General features: G+C 71.6%; 21 protein-coding genes, 1 tRNA gene and 1 pseudogene. 14 read left to right on the top strand and 9 right to left on the bottom strand.

The window, feature by feature from the left end; translation table 11 throughout:
- Positions 1–126 precede the first annotated feature (126 nt).
- The 6 genes from DEH69_RS00600 to DEH69_RS00580 all read left to right on the top strand — a co-directional run bounded on the left by DEH69_RS00600 (position 127) and on the right by DEH69_RS00580 (position 3,556).
- The gene (locus tag DEH69_RS00600; RefSeq protein ID WP_113684866.1) at positions 127–660 is read left to right on the top strand and encodes a hypothetical protein; all 534 of its coding nucleotides are present in this window, start codon (positions 127–129) and stop codon (positions 658–660) included.
- Between the two features lie 58 nt (positions 661–718).
- A complete protein-coding gene (tadA, locus tag DEH69_RS00595; RefSeq protein WP_113684889.1) occupies positions 719–1,189 on the top strand; it encodes a tRNA adenosine(34) deaminase TadA in 471 nt (156 codons plus the stop codon).
- Between the two features lie 10 nt (positions 1,190–1,199).
- A tRNA-Ser gene (locus DEH69_RS00590) sits at positions 1,200–1,286 on the top strand.
- Between the two features lie 84 nt (positions 1,287–1,370).
- Positions 1,371–1,532: a hypothetical protein gene (locus DEH69_RS31175; RefSeq protein ID WP_181727191.1), complete on the top strand. Its 162-nt coding sequence runs from the start codon at positions 1,371–1,373 to the stop codon at positions 1,530–1,532.
- A gap of 157 nt (positions 1,533–1,689) precedes the next feature.
- The gene (locus tag DEH69_RS00585; protein WP_113684865.1) at positions 1,690–2,472 is read left to right on the top strand and encodes an RNA polymerase sigma factor SigF; all 783 of its coding nucleotides are present in this window, start codon (positions 1,690–1,692) and stop codon (positions 2,470–2,472) included.
- A gap of 211 nt (positions 2,473–2,683) precedes the next feature.
- Complete coding sequence (locus tag DEH69_RS00580; protein ID WP_113684864.1) at positions 2,684–3,556, top strand: RNA polymerase sigma factor SigF; 873 nt, start codon at positions 2,684–2,686, stop codon at positions 3,554–3,556.
- Between the two features lie 154 nt (positions 3,557–3,710).
- Here the strand turns inward: DEH69_RS00580 and DEH69_RS00575 are convergent, their stop codons facing one another.
- On the bottom strand, positions 3,711–3,935 hold the full coding sequence (locus DEH69_RS00575) for a hypothetical protein (protein ID WP_113684863.1): 225 nt from the start codon (positions 3,933–3,935) through the stop codon (positions 3,711–3,713).
- Between the two features lie 164 nt (positions 3,936–4,099).
- On the opposite strand from DEH69_RS00575, the gene DEH69_RS00570 reads away from it, so the two are divergent.
- Positions 4,100–5,395 (top strand): glycoside hydrolase family 16 protein, encoded by a 1,296-nt coding sequence (locus DEH69_RS00570; protein WP_181727190.1) that lies wholly within the window; start codon positions 4,100–4,102, stop codon positions 5,393–5,395.
- Between the two features lie 6 nt (positions 5,396–5,401).
- On the opposite strand, the gene DEH69_RS00565 is transcribed toward DEH69_RS00570, so the two are convergent.
- The 3 genes from DEH69_RS00565 to DEH69_RS00555 are packed head-to-tail and all read right to left on the bottom strand — an operon-like array spanning position 5,402 to position 6,947.
- Complete coding sequence (locus DEH69_RS00565) at positions 5,402–6,037, bottom strand: anti-sigma factor (protein ID WP_113684862.1); 636 nt, start codon at positions 6,035–6,037, stop codon at positions 5,402–5,404.
- On the bottom strand, positions 6,034–6,546 hold the full coding sequence (locus tag DEH69_RS00560) for a sigma-70 family RNA polymerase sigma factor (protein WP_113684861.1): 513 nt from the start codon (positions 6,544–6,546) through the stop codon (positions 6,034–6,036). Before DEH69_RS00560 ends, DEH69_RS00565 begins: the two co-directional genes overlap by 4 nt.
- A complete protein-coding gene (locus DEH69_RS00555) occupies positions 6,543–6,947 on the bottom strand; it encodes a hypothetical protein (RefSeq protein ID WP_113684860.1) in 405 nt (134 codons plus the stop codon). Before DEH69_RS00555 ends, DEH69_RS00560 begins: the two co-directional genes overlap by 4 nt.
- 120 nt (positions 6,948–7,067) lie before the next feature.
- Between DEH69_RS00555 and DEH69_RS00550 the strand changes: the two genes are divergently transcribed.
- The 6 genes from DEH69_RS00550 (at position 7,068) to DEH69_RS00525 (ending at position 12,235) form a co-directional block, all read left to right on the top strand.
- Entirely contained in the window at positions 7,068–7,562 is a 495-nt protein-coding gene (locus DEH69_RS00550) for a ubiquinol-cytochrome c reductase iron-sulfur subunit (RefSeq protein WP_113684859.1), read from the top strand.
- Between the two features lie 29 nt (positions 7,563–7,591).
- On the top strand, positions 7,592–8,479 hold the full coding sequence (locus tag DEH69_RS00545; RefSeq protein WP_113684858.1) for a TIGR03620 family F420-dependent LLM class oxidoreductase: 888 nt from the start codon (positions 7,592–7,594) through the stop codon (positions 8,477–8,479).
- Positions 8,476–9,117 carry an HhH-GPD-type base excision DNA repair protein gene (locus tag DEH69_RS00540; protein ID WP_113684857.1) on the top strand — a complete coding sequence of 214 codons (642 nt, stop codon included), beginning with the start codon at positions 8,476–8,478 and terminating at the stop codon, positions 9,115–9,117. Before DEH69_RS00545 ends, DEH69_RS00540 begins: the two co-directional genes overlap by 4 nt.
- A gap of 78 nt (positions 9,118–9,195) precedes the next feature.
- The gene (locus tag DEH69_RS00535) at positions 9,196–9,519 is read left to right on the top strand and encodes a hypothetical protein (protein ID WP_369008257.1); all 324 of its coding nucleotides are present in this window, start codon (positions 9,196–9,198) and stop codon (positions 9,517–9,519) included.
- 92 nt (positions 9,520–9,611) lie between these two features.
- Positions 9,612–9,845, top strand: a complete 234-nt coding sequence (locus tag DEH69_RS00530) for a hypothetical protein (protein WP_258534343.1) — start codon at positions 9,612–9,614, stop codon at positions 9,843–9,845.
- A 353-nt stretch (positions 9,846–10,198) separates the two neighbouring features.
- Positions 10,199–12,235: a bifunctional glycosyltransferase 87/phosphatase PAP2 family protein gene (locus DEH69_RS00525; protein ID WP_258534342.1), complete on the top strand. Its 2,037-nt coding sequence runs from the start codon at positions 10,199–10,201 to the stop codon at positions 12,233–12,235.
- Between the two features lie 12 nt (positions 12,236–12,247).
- Here DEH69_RS00525 and DEH69_RS00520 read toward each other — a convergent pair whose 3' ends face one another.
- Both DEH69_RS00520 and DEH69_RS00515 read right to left on the bottom strand, forming a co-directional pair.
- Positions 12,248–12,583 carry a hypothetical protein gene (locus DEH69_RS00520; RefSeq protein ID WP_113684855.1) on the bottom strand — a complete coding sequence of 112 codons (336 nt, stop codon included), beginning with the start codon at positions 12,581–12,583 and terminating at the stop codon, positions 12,248–12,250.
- A gap of 33 nt (positions 12,584–12,616) precedes the next feature.
- Positions 12,617–12,835: a hypothetical protein gene (locus tag DEH69_RS00515; RefSeq protein ID WP_113684854.1), complete on the bottom strand. Its 219-nt coding sequence runs from the start codon at positions 12,833–12,835 to the stop codon at positions 12,617–12,619.
- Between the two features lie 517 nt (positions 12,836–13,352).
- Here DEH69_RS00515 and DEH69_RS33535 point away from each other — a divergent pair.
- Positions 13,353–13,727 carry a DUF3024 domain-containing protein gene (locus DEH69_RS33535; RefSeq protein ID WP_220131155.1) on the top strand — a complete coding sequence of 125 codons (375 nt, stop codon included), beginning with the start codon at positions 13,353–13,355 and terminating at the stop codon, positions 13,725–13,727.
- 201 nt (positions 13,728–13,928) lie between these two features.
- Here DEH69_RS33535 and DEH69_RS00495 read toward each other — a convergent pair whose 3' ends face one another.
- From DEH69_RS00495 to DEH69_RS00485, 3 genes and pseudogenes are all read right to left on the bottom strand, one after another.
- Positions 13,929–14,519 carry a T6SS immunity protein Tdi1 domain-containing protein gene (locus tag DEH69_RS00495; protein WP_113684851.1) on the bottom strand — a complete coding sequence of 197 codons (591 nt, stop codon included), beginning with the start codon at positions 14,517–14,519 and terminating at the stop codon, positions 13,929–13,931.
- Positions 14,516–14,803 carry a hypothetical protein gene (locus DEH69_RS00490; RefSeq protein ID WP_147255323.1) on the bottom strand — a complete coding sequence of 96 codons (288 nt, stop codon included), beginning with the start codon at positions 14,801–14,803 and terminating at the stop codon, positions 14,516–14,518. The genes DEH69_RS00495 and DEH69_RS00490 overlap by 4 nt, the downstream gene beginning before the upstream one ends.
- Before the next feature lie 210 nt (positions 14,804–15,013).
- Positions 15,014–15,310 (bottom strand): annotated as a pseudogene (locus DEH69_RS00485) (transposase); the annotation flags it as partial.
- Positions 15,311–15,508: the final 198 nt, after the last annotated feature.

The following is a 15,508-nucleotide window of genomic DNA, read 5'->3' as shown; positions in this document are numbered from 1 at the left end:
AGGTGAGGACGAGCCGGGCGCGGCCCGCGCGGACATTCCGTTGGTGAACTGCCGAGTTACCCGACAGCGCACCCCTTTTCTGCCACGATGCAGGTGGCACTGCCTAACCGAGTGGGGAGAGTCACGGTGTACTTCACCGCACTGCTCGCGCGGACCGATGATGGTTGGGAAGCGAGTGACACAGAGCTCGATGACGTGGAGAGCCTGGACGAGCTGGCAGAGCTGGCCCGCGCCTCGTCTCCGGACGACGAGACCGTTCTCGTCTGCATCGAGCAGGAAGGCGCGTGGTTCGGCCTCGTCCGTGTGGACGGCGAGGACGACCCGAGGGTCTTCGTATCGGATGCCGCACGGGCGATGCGCAGCGCGTACGGCGAGATCCTGCTCACCGACGAATTGCTCGGCCGGGAGCCCGACGACCAGGACGTGCTCGACCAGCTCGTCGACCTCGACGGCACCGAGGACGGCATCGGCGATGAGGACGAGGGCGACGACGAGCCCGCGGGGCCGGATGCCGTGCCGCGCGGTCCGCTCGGCGACGCCGACATCCTCGCCGACCTCGGCATCGAGGCCGGGACCGTGCTCAAGCTCGCCCCCGACGACGCGCTCAGCGAGATCGCGGACGCGCTCGGCTGCGCGGACGTCCTCGAGGCCGTGAGGTGAGGGCGGCCGGGCGCCGGTGAACGCGCCCGACCCGCTGCGCGACCCGTGGGTGCCCGCGATGCGGCAGGCGCTCGCCGAGGCCGAGGCCGCCCCCGGCACGGGCGACGTGCCCGTGGGGGCGGTGCTGCTCGGCCCCGGCGGATCCCGCGGCCCCGTGCTCGCCCGCGCGCGCAACGAGCGGGAGGCGACCGGCGATCCGACGGCCCACGCCGAGGTGCTGGCCCTCCGCGCCGCGGCGGCGTCGTCAGGCGCCTGGCGCCTGACGGGCTGCACGCTCGTGGTCACGCTCGAGCCCTGCGCCATGTGCGCGGGCGCCGCCGTGCTCTCCCGCGTGGAGCGCGTGGTGTACGGCGCGATCGACCCCAAGGCGGGCGCGGCGGGCTCCCTGTGGGACGTGCTCCGCGACCGCCGCGTCAACCACCGTCCCGAGGTGATCCCCGGCGTCCTGGCGGCCGAGTGCGCCGCCCCGCTCACGGCGTTCTTCCGCGCTCGCGATACCGATTTTCGACCGGCCCCCGGCGTGGGATAGGCTTCGTCCCGGTAGCGTGTCCGAGCGGCCTAAGGAGCTCGCCTCGAAAGCGAGTGTGGGGGCAACTCCACCGAGGGTTCAAATCCCTCCGCTACCGCTCGTCAGCAGGAAGACTCCGGGGCTGGCCCGTTCGACGGGTCAGCCCCTTCGTCCATCGCGGCGCACCGATCAGGAGGTGGCCATGACCATCGCGCTGGCGCGCAGGGTCGCGCTCTATCTGCTCCTGGTGGCGGTGTTCGCCGCCGTCGTCCTCTCGCCCACGCGCTCAGCCGAGTTCGTGGCGCTCGCGTTCGAGGCCGTCTCGGGGGCCGTGGACGGGGTCGGCGACCTCGTCGCCCGCTGACCGCGGCGCGTCGGCCGCCGCCCGTCGTCCCGTTGACCCGTTGACCACCGCCCGTTGATCAACACGTCGTTGCCCGGTGCTTGCACACAGTGGACATGTCTTGTGATGCTATGACTGCTTTTGCCGGTTGTGACGGCCGTGAAGGGGTGGTCGGCAGGTGGCGGCGACGCAGAGCCCGGGTGCGGAGGCACGCGCGCTGACGCAGAGCCTGTTCGAGCGGCTGGCCGGCTGCGCGACCGGGACCGCCGAGCACGCCCGGATCCGCGGGGCGCTGATCGAGGCGAACCTTCCGCTGGTGCGCTATGTCGCCGTCCGCTTCCGTGGCCGCAACGAGCCGATGGAGGACATCGTCCAGGTCGGCACCATCGGGCTCATCCACGCGATCGACCGCTTCGACTGCGAGCGCGGCGTGCAGTTCCCGACGTTCGCCATGCCCACGATCATCGGCGAGATCCGCAGGTACTTCAGGGACAGTGTGCGCAGCGTGCATGTGCCGCGGCGGCTGCACGAGCTGTGGGCGCAGGTGCGGGTGGCCGCGGACGAGCTGACGGTCGCGCGCGGACGGCGGCCCACGGCCGGGGAGATCGCCGAACGGCTCCGGGTCCCCGAGGAGGACGTGCTGGCCAGCCTGGACGCGGGCCGCGCGTACCGCGTCGCGTCGCTCGACGCGGCGAGCGAGCGCGACGACGGGCTGCCGGGGCTGATCGACCGGCTCGGCTACGAGGACCCCGAGCTCGCGGGCGTCGAGCGCCGGGCCCTCGTGCGCCACCTGCTGGTCCAACTCCCCGAGCGGGAACGGCGGATCCTGCTGATGCGTTACTACCGGAACCTGACGCAGTCGCAGATCTCCGCGGAGTTGGGGGTTTCGCAGATGCACATCTCCCGGCTGCTGACACGGAGCTTCACCCGGCTGCGCTCCGCAAATCCGATCGACGCCTGAGTCGGACGAGCGACCCGGAGCCGGGAACTCCCGCGCGGGCTCTGCCGTTTTATCGACATGAAGCTACGTCGCGTTGATGACATGTGACATTCTGTTGGAACCGCGTTTGCCGTGGCGGCAGGACCGGTATCCACGAGAGGGCGCCTTCTCGTCGGATGCCCCATCCGTCCACCGCGCCGCCGCGACCCGTCCACGACCTCAAGGGGGTGGCATGTCCGTAGAACTGGGCAGCTCCAAGGTGCTCACCACGAACGGCACGCCGCACGTTCCCGCGCCGCACGTACCCTCGTTGCCGCACGAAGCTCCCGCGGAGACCGACAACCTCGACACCCGCACGCTCTCGCGCTCGCTGTTCCTCAGGCTCGCCACGCTCGACGTGGACAGCCCGGAGCGCGGGTATGTGCGGGACACCCTGATCGAGCTCAACCTGCCGTTGGTGCGCTACGCAGCCGCCCGGTTCCGCAGCCGGAACGAGCCGATGGAGGACATCGTCCAGGTCGGCACGATCGGGCTGATCAAGGCCATCGACCGCTTCGACTGCGAACGCGGCGTGGAGTTCCCGACGTTCGCGATGCCGACCGTGGTCGGCGAGATCAAGCGGTTCTTCCGCGACACGTCCTGGTCGGTGCGCGTCCCGCGCAGGCTCCAGGAGTTGAGGCTCGCGCTGACCAAGGCGAGCGACGAGCTGTCCCAGCGGCTCGACCGCTCCCCGACCGTCCCCGAGCTGGCCGCGTGCCTGGGCGTCTCCGAGGACGAGGTCGTCGACGGCCTCGCCGTGGGGAACGCCTACACCGCGAGCTCGCTGGACTCCCCTTCGCCCGAGGAGGACGGCGGCGAGGGCTCGCTGGCGGACCGCCTCGGCTACGAGGACAGCGCCCTCGAGGGCGTGGAGTACCGCGAGTCGCTCAAGCCGCTGCTGGCCAGGCTGCCCGCGCGCGAGCGGCGGATCATCATGCTCCGCTTCTTCGGGAACATGACGCAGTCCCAGATCGGCGAGGAGGTCGGCATCTCGCAGATGCACGTCTCCCGGCTGCTGACGCGGACGCTGGCCCAGCTGCGCGAGGGCCTGACGGCCGAGGAGTGAGGAGGAGGACCGGCGGAGGGCGGTTCCGCCGGTCCGAGAGGTCAACGGGCCCCGCCAGCGGGCCTGAGCCGCCGTCAACGGCCCCGAGCGGCCGTCAACGGGTCCGGGTAGCCCCGGCGTTCGGCCGACGGTGTCGTTCAGCCGAGGGTGTCGTTCAGCCGAGGGCGAGCCAGGCCACGGCGGCGATCACCACGACCGCCGCCGCCACCACGCCCACGATCAGGCCGGTGCGCGAGCCCGCGCCCTGCGTGGCCGCCGGCGTCGAACGCCGCGCGGCGGAGTCGTCGTTCACGAACGCCTGGAACATCTGGGTGCTACCCGCCGGGTCGTGGTCCTGCGGACCCTGGTGCGGCTGGGGAGTGTGAGGGTTGTGCGCCATGCCTGCCGACCCTAGCGAACGGTTGCCCGCGGCCAACACCCGGCCGCCGCCGACGGACCCGTTCGTTCCGGAACTCAGTCGGTCGTACCAACCCCTTGAATTGGTCTACGCCACGCTGTGAAATGGGGCGCCCCCACAACTTCCCCTGACTGGATGTGGTGTCCATGAAGCGTGCCAGACGCGTGGTCGCCGCGGCGTTGGTCCTCGCCGTGAGCTGGACGTTGCAACAGAACGGCGCCTCGGCGGGAACGGCCGGTGGATCCGCGCCGCCCGCCGCCTCCCAGAACCCCACCGAACAGGCCGCCCCCGATGACGCGGTGCCCATGGCCGTCGTCTTCGAGGACACCTTCGACGGCCCCGCGGGCTCGGGCGTCGACGGCGGCAAGTGGCAGCTCGAGGTCGGTGACAACGTCAACAACCACGAGCGGCAGTACTACACCCCGGGCAACGCCAACGCGAAGCTCAACGGCCAAGGCCAGCTGGTGATCGAGGCCCGCCGCGAGAACCCCGGCAACTACCAGTGCTGGTACGGCCGGTGCGAGTACACCTCGGCGCGGATGAACACCGCGGGCCGCTTCACGGCCCAGTACGGGCGCGTCGAGGCCCGCATCAAGATGTCGCAAGGCCAGGGCGTCTGGCCCGCGTTCTGGATGCTGGGCAACGACATCGGCGACATCGGCTGGCCCGCGAGCGGCGAGATCGACGTCATGGAGAACATCGGCTCCGAGCCGGGCACCGTCCATGGCACGATCCACGGCCCCGGCTACTCGGGCGCCGAGGGCATCGGGGCGGCGTACACGCTGCCGAACGGCCAGCGGTTCGCGGACGACTTCCACACGTTCGCGGTGGACTGGTCGCCCGACCGGATCACCTGGTCGGTCGACGGGAACACCTACCAGACCAGGACACCGGCCGATCTGGGCGGCGACGCCTGGGTGTTCAACAAGCCGTTCTTCCTGATCCTCAACCTGGCGATCGGCGGCTACTGGCCGGGCGACCCCGACGGCTCGACGCAGTTCCCGCAGCAGCTCACGGTCGACCATGTGCGCGTCTCGACGGACACCGGATCGGCGGGCCGCACCGGGCCGATCACGGGCCTCGGCGGCAAGTGCGTGGATGTCGCGGGGGCGAGCAGCGCCAATGGCACCCCTGTGCAGCTTTACGACTGCAACGGAACGGGCGCGCAGCAGTGGACGTTCGGGAGCGATGGCACGGTGCGCGCGCTCGGCAAGTGCCTCGATATCACGGGCGACGGCGTGACGGACGGCTCCGCGCTCCAGATCTGGGACTGCCACGGCGGCCCCAACCAGCAGTGGGTCGTCAGCGCCGCCAACGACATCGTCAACCCGCGCGCCGACAAGTGCCTCGACGTGCGGGACAACACGAGCGCCAACGGCACGCGCTTGCAGCTCTGGACGTGCACAGGGGCGGCCAACCAGAAGTGGAACGCGCCCCGTTGAGGCACCTCAGGGCGTGAGCCGCAGCACCGTGACCCCGCTCGGCGTGCGGACCTCGATGGACTCGATGTCCGCACGCCGCAGCGGGGTGCCGACCGTGAGGGACGCGGAGTCGCGCGGGAGCGCGTACCAGCGCGCAAGCTCCTCCGTGCCCCCGTCGCGCCCCACCGCGACCAGCAGGTAGTCCCCACCGCGGTCGCCGCCGTACTGGCACTCCATCTCGACCCGCGTGCCCCACTCCGCGTCGTCGAGGCGCAGCGTCGCCGAGACCGGGTAGGAGCCAACGGGCGTCATCGCGGCCGACGCGGGGCCGCCTTGGCCGTCGACCCGCACGGCCGTGAACGCCAGGGCCAGGCACGCCGCGAGGGTCACCGCGGATGCCGCCACGACCGCGATCACCCGGCGCCTGCGCCGCGCCGTGGCCACCTCGCCCAGCATCGCGGGCAGCAGGCTCTCCGGCGGGCGCTCCACGACGGCCGCCTTCTCGGCCCCGGCCAGCAGCCCGGGCAGCCCGGCCAGCTCGCGCACGGCGCGCGCGCAGTCGTCGCATTCCCGCAGGTGCTCCTCGAACGCGGCCCGGTCCTGCGGCGAGAGCGCGCCGAGCACATAGGCCCCGTCGAACATGCGGTAGGGATCCCCGCTCATCGGGTCACGCCCCTCTCCTCAAGCGCCAGGCGCAGCGCGCGAAGGGCGTAGTGCGTCCTTGACTTGACCGTTCCCTCGGCGATCCCCAGCCGCGCCGCGGCCTCGGCCACCGAGAGCCCCTGGAAATAGCAGAGCACCACCACCTCACGGTGGCGCTCGGAGAGCTCGCTCAGCGCGTCGGCGACGAGCCAGCCCTGGACGGCGCGTTCGGTGTCGTCGGACACCGCCTGCTCGGGGGGCTCGTCGGTGGTGATCTCGGCACGCGCCGCCGCCGAGCGCCACCCGTCGATCACGATGCGCCGGGCGACCGTGAAGAGCCATGAGCGGGCGGATCGCGCGGACTGGTCGAGCACGCCGGGGTGGCGCCACGCGCGGAGCAGGGTCTCCTGCGTGACGTCCTCGGCCCTGGCCCGGTCCCCGCCGGTGAGCTGGAGGGCAAACGACCAGAGCGCCGCGGCGTGTTCGTCGTGCAGGGCGCGCATCAACTGGTCCTCCGCCCCCTCGCTCATGCGCGCGCGCCCTGCCGCCCCCGCGCGCCCCGGCGCGGGATGTTGAACCGCAGCGCGAGGAGCGCGAGGCCGAAGAGCACACACCCCACCTCGGTGATCACGCCCCAGACCTCCTCATCCGTGCGGAACTGCTCCTCGACCCCGAAGAATCCGACGGTCAGCGAGAGCGCGTAGGCCGCGAGCGTCGCCGCGCCGAACGCGACGGCGGCGAGCTCAGGCAGCCAGTGCCCGCGCCACGCGAGCACGGCGACGGCGATCACGACGCCGACGCCGACGTTCACCAGGAACATCGGGCCCACCTCGTCGTCGTAACGCGCCCAGTCCTCCCAGACGACCCAGTGCACCCACGCCGACCCGAGCAGGCCGAGCGCCACCAGTATCCGCAAACCCCAGCCGATCATGGTCCGACCGCCCTCCGGTCTCGTTCCGTACCCCCCTCACGAGGCGGCGGGCGGAACGGTTCACCGTAAAACCTTCCCGCGGCGGTGAACCCGTTCCGGGGCCGCTCCGTGTGGTCGGGTATGACTGCGACCCCACACACGCGCCGCACCCTCCTCGCCGCCACGGCGGCCTCGGCCGGCGCGCTGGCCCTCGCCGCGTGCGGCGACGACTCCGGTGACTCGGGCGGCTCGGGCGGCTCGGGCGGCTCGGGCGGCTCGGGCGGCTCGGGCGGCTCGGGCGCCGACAACGAGGCGGGCTCGGACGGCGGCTCGGGCGGCGCCCCCGGCTCCCTGGCCGCGCTCGACGACGTGCCCGTCGGCGAGGCGTACGCCGCCAGGACCCCCGACGGCGACGAGGCGTTCCTCTTCCGCGCCGACGAGGCGACCGTGGCGGCGTTCAGCGCGATCTGCACCCACGCGGGCTGCTCCGTGCGGGCCGAGGGCGCCGAGCTGGCGTGCCCCTGCCACAACTCGCGCTTCGACGCGGCCACGGGCGAGGTCCTCCAGGGCCCGGCGAGTGAGCCGCTGCCCGCCATCGGGGTGAGAATCGAGGGGGACCGGATCGTCGCGGAATAGCCCCGTCGCGCACGGGGGTTGTGGCCCGCATGGACACTTCACTCGCGCACGACCTCGGCCGCATCGGGATCTGGAGCATGGCCCTGCGCACGGATGACCCCGCGCGCCGCGGCGCGATCACGGAGACCGCCAAGGAGCTGGAGACGCTGGGCTATGGCGCGCTCTGGATCGGCGGCAGCCCGGGCGTCGAGCAGGCCGTCCCCCTGCTCGACGCCACCACGGGCCTCACCGTCGCCACCGGCATCCTGAGCATCTGGGACCACGAGCCCGAGGGCGTGGCCGCGGCGTTCGCCGAGGTGAACGCCGCGCACGACGGCAGGTTCGTGCTCGGCCTCGGCGTCAGCCACAGCGCCCTGACCGACCGCTACCAGCGGCCCGTCGAGGCGATGGTCCGCTACCTCGACGCGCTCGACGGCGCGCCGGTGCCCGTGCCCGCCGAGCGGCGCGTGCTCGCCGCGCTCGGCCCGCGGATGCTGCGCCTGGCGCGCGACCGCGCGGCCGGGGCGCACCCGTACCTGGTGACGTCCGACCACACGGCGACCGCGCGCGAGCTGCTGGGCGAGGCGTCGGTGCTCGCACCCGAGTTCAAGGTGGTGCTCGACACGGACGCGGAACGCGCCCGCGCGAGGGCCCGCGCGTATCTGTCCGGCTACCTCGCGCTGGAGAACTATGTACGCAGCTTCCGGCGGTTCGGCTTCGGCGACGAGGACTTCGCGGACGGCGGCAGCGACCGGCTGCTCGACGCGGTGTTCGCGACCGGCGACGCGGAGACGATCGCGCGCCGGGTGAACGCGTTCCTGGCGAGCGGCGCGAACCATGTCGCGATCCAGGTCGTCACGGATGACACGGGCGCCGATCTGCCGCTGGACGCGTATCGCGCGCTCGCGTCCGCGCTGGGGCTCGGGGGCGGTGCGTGACGGCGCGCGAGCCGGGGCGCGAGCTGCGGATCGCGCAACGGCCCGAGGCGGACGCGCTCCTGTCGCGCAGCCCGCTCGCGGCGCTGACCGGGATGCTGCTCGATCAACAGGTGCCGATGGAGTGGGCGTTCACCGGCCCCTACACCATCGCGACACGGATGGGCCGGGACGACCTGGACGCGCGGGAGATCGCGGCGTACGACCCTGAGGCGTTCGCCGCGCTGCTGGCCGCCAAGCCCGCGGTGCACCGTTACCCCGGGTCGATGGCCGGGCGCGTGCAACGGCTGTGCCAGCACGTGGTCGACCGCTACAACGGGGACGCGGGCGCGGTGTGGCGCGATGTGACCACGGGCGACGAGCTGCTGAAGCGGCTCGAGGCACTGCCGGGGTACGGGCCGCAGAAGGCGCGGATCTTCCTGGCGCTGCTCGGCAAGCGGCTCGGGGTGCGGCCCGATGGCTGGCGCGAGGCGGCGGGCCCTTACGGCGACGAGGGCGCGTTCCGCTCGGTCGCGGACATCACGGGGCCCGAGGCGCTGGCCCGGGTGCGGGCGACCAAGCAGGAGGCGAAACGGGCGGCCAAGGAGGCGAAGCGGGCGGCTGGGGAGGCGAAGCGGGCGGCTGGGGAGCGCTCGTCGTAGCGCGGGGCGCGCGCGGGGGCATTGCTCGGCCGGGGCCGGAGCGCCAATGCGTACGCGGTCGCCGGGGAGGACACGCGCGTGCTGCGCCGTTACCGCGACGGCGCCAACGCGCGGGGCGAGGCGGCGCTCATGGCCGAGCTCGCGGCGGCGGGGTACCCGGTGCCCGGCGTCCACGCGGACGCGGCGCCCGCGTTCACCGATCTGGTACTCGAGCGGATCGACGGGCCGACGCTGCTGGCGGCCGATCCGGGGCTCGACGACGGTGAACGCGCCATGATCGGGGAGGCGTTGGCGCTGGTCACGGGGCTGCGGTGGCCCCGGGCCACGGGGCGGGTGGCGGCGGACCTCGCCTCGATGCTCAGCTCGAACCTCAGGCCGAAGCTCAAATTTACCTCTGAGTAATGCCGGGCGACTTGTCGAGGGCCCCATGAGCGGGCAAGTGAGGGAAGAATGCTGATAGCACCGGCACGGAATCTCCTCCCCCGGAGTCCGCTATGACTGGCACACCCCCCACGGCCGTCCCCGAGGTCGGCACGATGGTCCGCGACACGACACGCGACACGGTCGGCCGCGTCATGGCCCACCTCCACGGCACCCTGTGGCTGCGCCCGCCCGGTGGCGGCCAGGAGTGGACCGCGCGCCCGCAGGACGTGCTGCCGCTGAGCGCGAGCGAGTCGCTCAGCTCCCGCGTCGCCGAGCTGAACCGGCGAGCTCGTCAGCCATATTGACGCGCGTTGATGCCGACACGTCGGACTTTGTCCGACTTCTTCCATCTTTCTTCCATCTTTCTTCCGGCTTTCTTCCGGCTTTCTTTCGCCGACGCGGAATGACCGGGCGCGAACCGGGTACTCGGCGGCCGTGACAGGGGATGAGGGACGCGCTCCCGAGAGGCTTCGCCGGGGCAACCGTGTGCCCTGGCGGAGCCGTGGGAGCGTGGCCGTTTTCCCTGTCCCGCCGCGCCGTTAACCGGTCAGATCCGTTCGGTCGCCGCCCCAGCGCGTCACCCTTCGCCACGCTCCGGGTAGGTTCGTGGTCGTCGGCCGTTCACTTTGCCGACGCGGAGCGTTCGGGTGGCGGAGACGTGACGAACAGAGCGGGAACGGCGGAAACGTCGGCGGCGGCCGGGGTGGCGGCGAAGGACAAGGGGCGGGACGGGGTGGGGGCCCGGGCCGTCGGGTCGGTCTGGTCCGTCTGGTCGGTCTGGTGCCTGTGGCTGCTCGCCGGGCTGCTCGCGGCGCGGCAGGCCGCCGAGGTGCTGCGGCTGCCCTTCGACGAACGGCTCGCCCTGCCGCCCGACGGGCACACCGTGGGCGGGAGCCCGTTCGCCGCACTGCTGATCGAGCCGCTCACCGCCGTTCCCGCCCATCATGTGGGCGCCATCTGGGCGTTCGGCACGCTGCTCGCGCTTGTCGCGCTCGGCGTGCTGGCCGCCCGCGGCCTGCCCGAGGCCCACCGCGCGTGGGCCGCGCCCGCCGCGATCTCCCTGCTGCTGGTCGTCCTGCCGGTCCGCGACACCTTCACACTGGCCCAACCCGGCCTGCTCGCCGTGCTGTTCGCCCTGACGGGCTGGCTGCTCGCGGCACGCGGGCCCGAGGGGGCGCGCCGCACCGAGAGGGCGCGCGGGCGGCAGGTCGCGGGCGGCGTCGCGCTCGGCCTCGCGGCGGCGACGCAGCCGACGCTGCTGCTGTTCGCGGCGCTGCTGTGGCTGACCGGGCGACGCGGGGGCGCGTTGACCATGGCGGGGGCGTTCGCGGCGGCATACGCGCTGGGTTGGGCCGCAACGCGCGGGGGCGGAACGGTGTGGGAGGCCGCGCCCGACGCGTTGAGCAATCAGTCGTTGCACGGCGCACTGCTGCGCCTCGGCCTCGAAGGCCCTGGCGGGATCGCCCTGTTCGTGGCGCTCGCGGGCGTCGTGTGCGCCCTGGCGCTGCGCCGCGCGGCGCGGTACGCCGCAGACGAGCAGCCGCTGCTCGCCGCCGCGATCATCGGGTGCGCGGCCCTGGCGGCGACGCCGGAGGCGTGGCAGCACCAGCAGGTGTGGATCCTGTTCGCGCTCGCGGGCCGGGCGGGGCGGCGCACGGCGGACCGGCCGATGTGGCCGGTGTTCGTGGTGCTCGCGCTCGCGCTCGAGGGCACGGCGCTCGTGCCCAAGCTGGAGTCGCTGGCCGCGCTCGGCGAGAACATCCCGTTGATCGCCGCCCTCCTGACAGCGTGCGTGATGCGTTTCCTCTCCCGCGACTCGGCGCTGTGGTCGCACCCGGTGCGCGCGGGCCTGGCCTCGCGCCCCAACCTCCTGCTCGAACTGCTGCTGATTCGCGTCGGCTACTGGGCGTACTCGTGGGTCCGCTCGTACGCGCGCGGCGACCGGGAGACGGCCGAGGCGCACGGCCACCAGATCCTGGACATCCAGCGCTTCCTCCACATCGACATCGAGTACGGGCTCAACCAGCTGGTGGCCGAGACGCGTTGGCTCGCGGACGCGATGGACTTCTCCTACGCGACATTCCACTTCGCCGTCCCGCTGACGATCCTGGGCTGGCTGCTGATCAGGCACCCGGCCGACTACCGCTGGGCGCGGCGCTGGCTGGCGCTGACCACGCTGTTCGGCCTGGTCGGCTTCTGGCTCTACCCGCTGGCGCCGCCCCGCCTGATGCCGGGCCTCGGCTACATCGACACGGCCAACGGCCCGCAGGACCTCGACGACCCGCGCTACGGCGCCCTCACCGGGATCACCAACCCCTATGCCGCGATGCCGTCCCTGCACGTCGGCTGGTCGCTGTGGTGCGCGCTCGTCCTGTGGCGCACGGCCCCGTACCGCTGGCTGCGCTGGGCGGGGTTCGCGTATCCGCTGCTGACCACGGTGGTGATCATGGGCACGGCGAACCACTACCTCCTGGACGCGGCGGGCGGCGCGGTGGTCGTGGCGGCGGGCTGGGCGGCCTCGACGGCGGTGGGGCGGGCGCTCCGCGCGTGGGAGCTCACCGCGGGCACCGCCACCGCCGCCGACAGGGCCGACACGGCCACCACCACCGCCGCCACCGCCCCCACCGCCGCCACCGCCTCGCCGGTCGCCGCCCCGCCGTCCCCCGCGCTTCCCCCGTACGCGCGGCGGAAGTGAGCCGCCGTTCGGTCACCCCGGATCACCGCTGTCCGTCTCGGCGATGACCGTGCCATCGGCCGCGTAGATCGTGACGGTGACCGGTTCGTCCGCGGCGGCGCCCTCCACCTCGGCGTAGTACGCGCCCCCGCCTGACGCGTCCGCCAGGCGCAGCAACGCCGCCTCGTGCTCGCGTGAGACGTCAGCCTGGGCGTCGGCGCGGGCGTCGGCGCGGGCGTCGGTCCGTGCGTCGGCCCCGGCCGGGGCGTACGCCCCCTGGCCCTCGGGACTGCCGTGGTGCCCGTCGAACTCGTGCTGGGCGACGATCTCGCCCTCGGCGTCATAGGCCGTGAAGGTCACATCGGGCACGCCGAACAGCTCGGGGTCGAAGAAGAACGTGCCTCACCCGGGATCGCCCGGCAGCCTGAGCATCGTCGCGTCGTGCGTCTCGCCCCCGACCTCGACGGCGATCCTGGACGGTCCGCAGTCGGTACGCCAGGCTCCCCCGAAGACGGCGCTTGGCAGCTCCTGATCGGGACGGTGGACCCAGTACGTCGCGATCCCCAGGGAGTCGGGGCCGATGTCGTGGCCCCCCATCTCGTACTGGGCCCTGACCGCCACACGAAAGCCCCCGTCGAGTGATCGACAGGGGCTCTGACCTGGTGCGCTCCTGGTTGGACAAAGCTCCAAACTCGCACCGCCCTCTGAGATTGTTGATTTCTCGGGCAAAAACGGGCATCTCCATGGTACGTGAGGTCGGTGAGGTGAGCCCAATACTGGATACGCGGGGGCTGGTTTCCTGTGCGGTTGAGAAAGCTCCAACCTCGTACACGCCCGAACTGATCGCCGCGCTCCGGTCTGACTATGAGCCGGGGATGTCCGCCCGGGACATCGGCGCTGCTCGAGGTCTTGACCGGGTGACAGTGTTGAAGCGGCTCCGCGCGGCGGGGGTGAAGATCCGTCGGCAGGGTCTCGAGCCAGGACAGGTCGGCGCGGCAGTGGGGATGTACCTGGCGGGACAGACGCTCGCTCAGGTCGGCGCGCACTTCGGCGTCGCGCAGGGCACGGTAGGCCGGTACTTGAAGGAACGTGGGGTGCGAATGCGGCCCGCACTGGTGAAGGCACCTGCGTCTGAGTGATGATCATGGTGCCCGCTATCTGGTCGTGGAACGATGGTGTGATGGCGATTCCGGAAACTGACCTGCTGCGTATAGGTCGATGGTGTCGTGAGCGGGTGCCGTCGCATCTGTGGGACCAGGTGCGGGTGGAGTGCGACATCTCGGACCGGCACGTCACGATCATTGAGACTCGCCCTCCTTGGGATGCGCAGGGCGAGTGGACCAGGTTCCCGATCGCTCGCCTGCGGTACACCGCATCGACGGGACTATGGTCGCTCTATTGGCGGGACCGCCACCTGAAGTTCCATGAGTACACCCGGAAGAAGCCATCCAAGAACGTCCAAACTCTCTTGGAGTACGTCGGCAGTCATCAGGATCCCCTCTTCTGGGGATGACCCGCTCCGACGCCGATCCCACTCGGCCCGCAATCCGGACGGTTGCCGTTCTCGTCGTAGCCGTAGCTGCCGGGCTCGCCGGTCGCGGGCAGGCCGTCGCCGGTGCCCGGGTTGCCGCGGTTGTCCGCGACCCACTCGCCGTTCGCCTCGTCCCAGCGCATCACCCAGCCGCGGTCGCCGCGTTCTCGATTGTGAGCGGCGTCACTGACTCGGGGAGACCTCGTCGAGGTGACGGGGGGCGCCGCCCGTCTGGACGAGGAAAACAAGGTGCTCCTTCAGCTTCCGGCGCGCGACATTCGACACATCCGCCGCACCACCGAGCGACAGCGGCGCCACGAACCCGAAGCACTCGTCGATCGCCGGCACCCCCAGCACCGACACCGCCTGGTCGTAGAACGACCGCTGCAGGATCGTCTCCTGCACGTCGAGCTCCTCCAGCGCGTCGAACTCGTAGCCCGTCGGCTCCCCGAGGAAGTCGTCGTAGAAGCCGTAGCGGAACAGCACGACCCAGAACTCGCCTTCGTGCAGCACGATCAGGTCGCCCCACGCGGTGGCGAAGACGGGCAGAGCTCCGGGCTTGGACGGCAGGATCGTGTCCATCACCGGCAGGAGCGATCCCGGGTCGATGAGGCGGACGAAGCCGTCCTTCGTCATGCCGGTGCCGAGATTCACGAGGGCGGACTCCAGGAGCCCGTCATCGGGATCGAATCGCGCTGCCACGGCGGGGTCGACGGGCCCCATCCGGACGAAGCCGCCCTCGAAGTACTCGGTGTCCAGGTTCGGATCGCTCATTCGCTCGCCTTCACGGGAGTCATCGCGTCGATCTTGTCGAACGCGAGGGTCTGCATGTCCTCGGTGACCTCACCGGTCTGCTTGTCCACGAAGAGCACCCGGCTGTCCCACCGGCCGTACGCATCCTGCCCGTCCACGAGGAACTCCTTCGCGCCCCACACCGGCAGGTAGTGGGTGTCGTCCTCGAAACCTTCCGGCGACACGTACAGCGTGCCGGAGATGCCCGGCGGGTGCTCCCGCAGGTGATCCTCGATCACCCGGCGTGCGTCATCGAAAGTCAGCACCCGATCCCCCTCACGAGCCGTTGGGCAGTGTCGCGGCCGCAGACTGCGGGTCGTCAATGAACCGCTCCAGCCCCACTTTAAGACGCTGGTTCTGGTACCTCAGCACGTTGATGAGCGACTGTGCGTTCGCGCGCGGCCGGGCTGGATTGCGGGTCGTCGACGATCTTCCGATAGCCGGCGGCGAGGTCGTCGTTGCGGGCACGCCAGCGCCACGCCCGCCGACCGGACACCCTTCTTCAGGAATCCCGTCTCGTCGAGAATGAGAATTCCCCGTTCGCGATCTCCGATGTGCTCTACGACCGCATCACGGACATCGTCGCGCAGACCGTCGGCGTCCCACAGGTAGTGGTTCAGCAGCCGCTGCATCCCCTGAGGACCGATGTCACCGGCGACCTCCGCCAAGGTCCAGCCGTTCTTCCGTTCCGTCTCGCTGAGGAGTCCTCGCAGGTAGGACACCATCCGACGCCGGGACTCCACTCGACCGAACCGGCCCGCGAACCGAGCCACGAAGTCATCAAACGCATCTGACCTACCGTCAGTTAACTGTGCCAGCACGAAGGGATCAACGAATCCGAGATCACCCGGTCACGGAGTGTCGTTGCAGTACTAAGGCCCAAACCCCGGCGGCGGAAGATCAAGCCGTGTCGGTACCGGAAGCGAGCCGGTTTCTGGAGCAGGCGGCGGGCAACGGCGACCCGTTGTACG

The organism is Streptomyces sp. PT12 (genome assembly GCF_003311645.1).
In the GTDB taxonomy this organism is placed as follows: Bacteria; Actinomycetota; Actinomycetes; order Streptomycetales; family Streptomycetaceae; genus Streptomyces.
The sequence above is the reverse complement of the archived record's forward strand: the minus strand, read 5'-3'. Positions and strand labels throughout refer to the sequence as shown.

Coding starts and splice junctions, on each gene's coding strand:
- tadA (WP_113684889.1), top strand. CDS start 719: ATGCGGCAGGCGCTCGCCGAGGCCGAGGCCGCCCCCGGCACGGGCGAC.
- DEH69_RS00560 (WP_113684861.1), bottom strand. CDS start 6,546: ATGAGCGAGGGGGCGGAGGACCAGTTGATGCGCGCCCTGCACGACGAA.
- DEH69_RS00565 (WP_113684862.1), bottom strand. CDS start 6,037: ATGAGCGGGGATCCCTACCGCATGTTCGACGGGGCCTATGTGCTCGGC.
- DEH69_RS00550 (WP_113684859.1), top strand. CDS start 7,068: ATGACTGCGACCCCACACACGCGCCGCACCCTCCTCGCCGCCACGGCG.
- DEH69_RS00545 (WP_113684858.1), top strand. CDS start 7,592: ATGGACACTTCACTCGCGCACGACCTCGGCCGCATCGGGATCTGGAGC.
- DEH69_RS00495 (WP_113684851.1), bottom strand. CDS start 14,519: ATGAGCGATCCGAACCTGGACACCGAGTACTTCGAGGGCGGCTTCGTC.
- DEH69_RS33535 (WP_220131155.1), top strand. CDS start 13,353: ATGATCATGGTGCCCGCTATCTGGTCGTGGAACGATGGTGTGATGGCG.
- DEH69_RS00570 (WP_181727190.1), top strand. CDS start 4,100: ATGAAGCGTGCCAGACGCGTGGTCGCCGCGGCGTTGGTCCTCGCCGTG.
- DEH69_RS00575 (WP_113684863.1), bottom strand. CDS start 3,935: ATGGCGCACAACCCTCACACTCCCCAGCCGCACCAGGGTCCGCAGGAC.
- DEH69_RS00555 (WP_113684860.1), bottom strand. CDS start 6,947: ATGATCGGCTGGGGTTTGCGGATACTGGTGGCGCTCGGCCTGCTCGGG.
- DEH69_RS00530 (WP_258534343.1), top strand. CDS start 9,612: ATGACTGGCACACCCCCCACGGCCGTCCCCGAGGTCGGCACGATGGTC.
- DEH69_RS31175 (WP_181727191.1), top strand. CDS start 1,371: ATGACCATCGCGCTGGCGCGCAGGGTCGCGCTCTATCTGCTCCTGGTG.
- DEH69_RS00580 (WP_113684864.1), top strand. CDS start 2,684: ATGTCCGTAGAACTGGGCAGCTCCAAGGTGCTCACCACGAACGGCACG.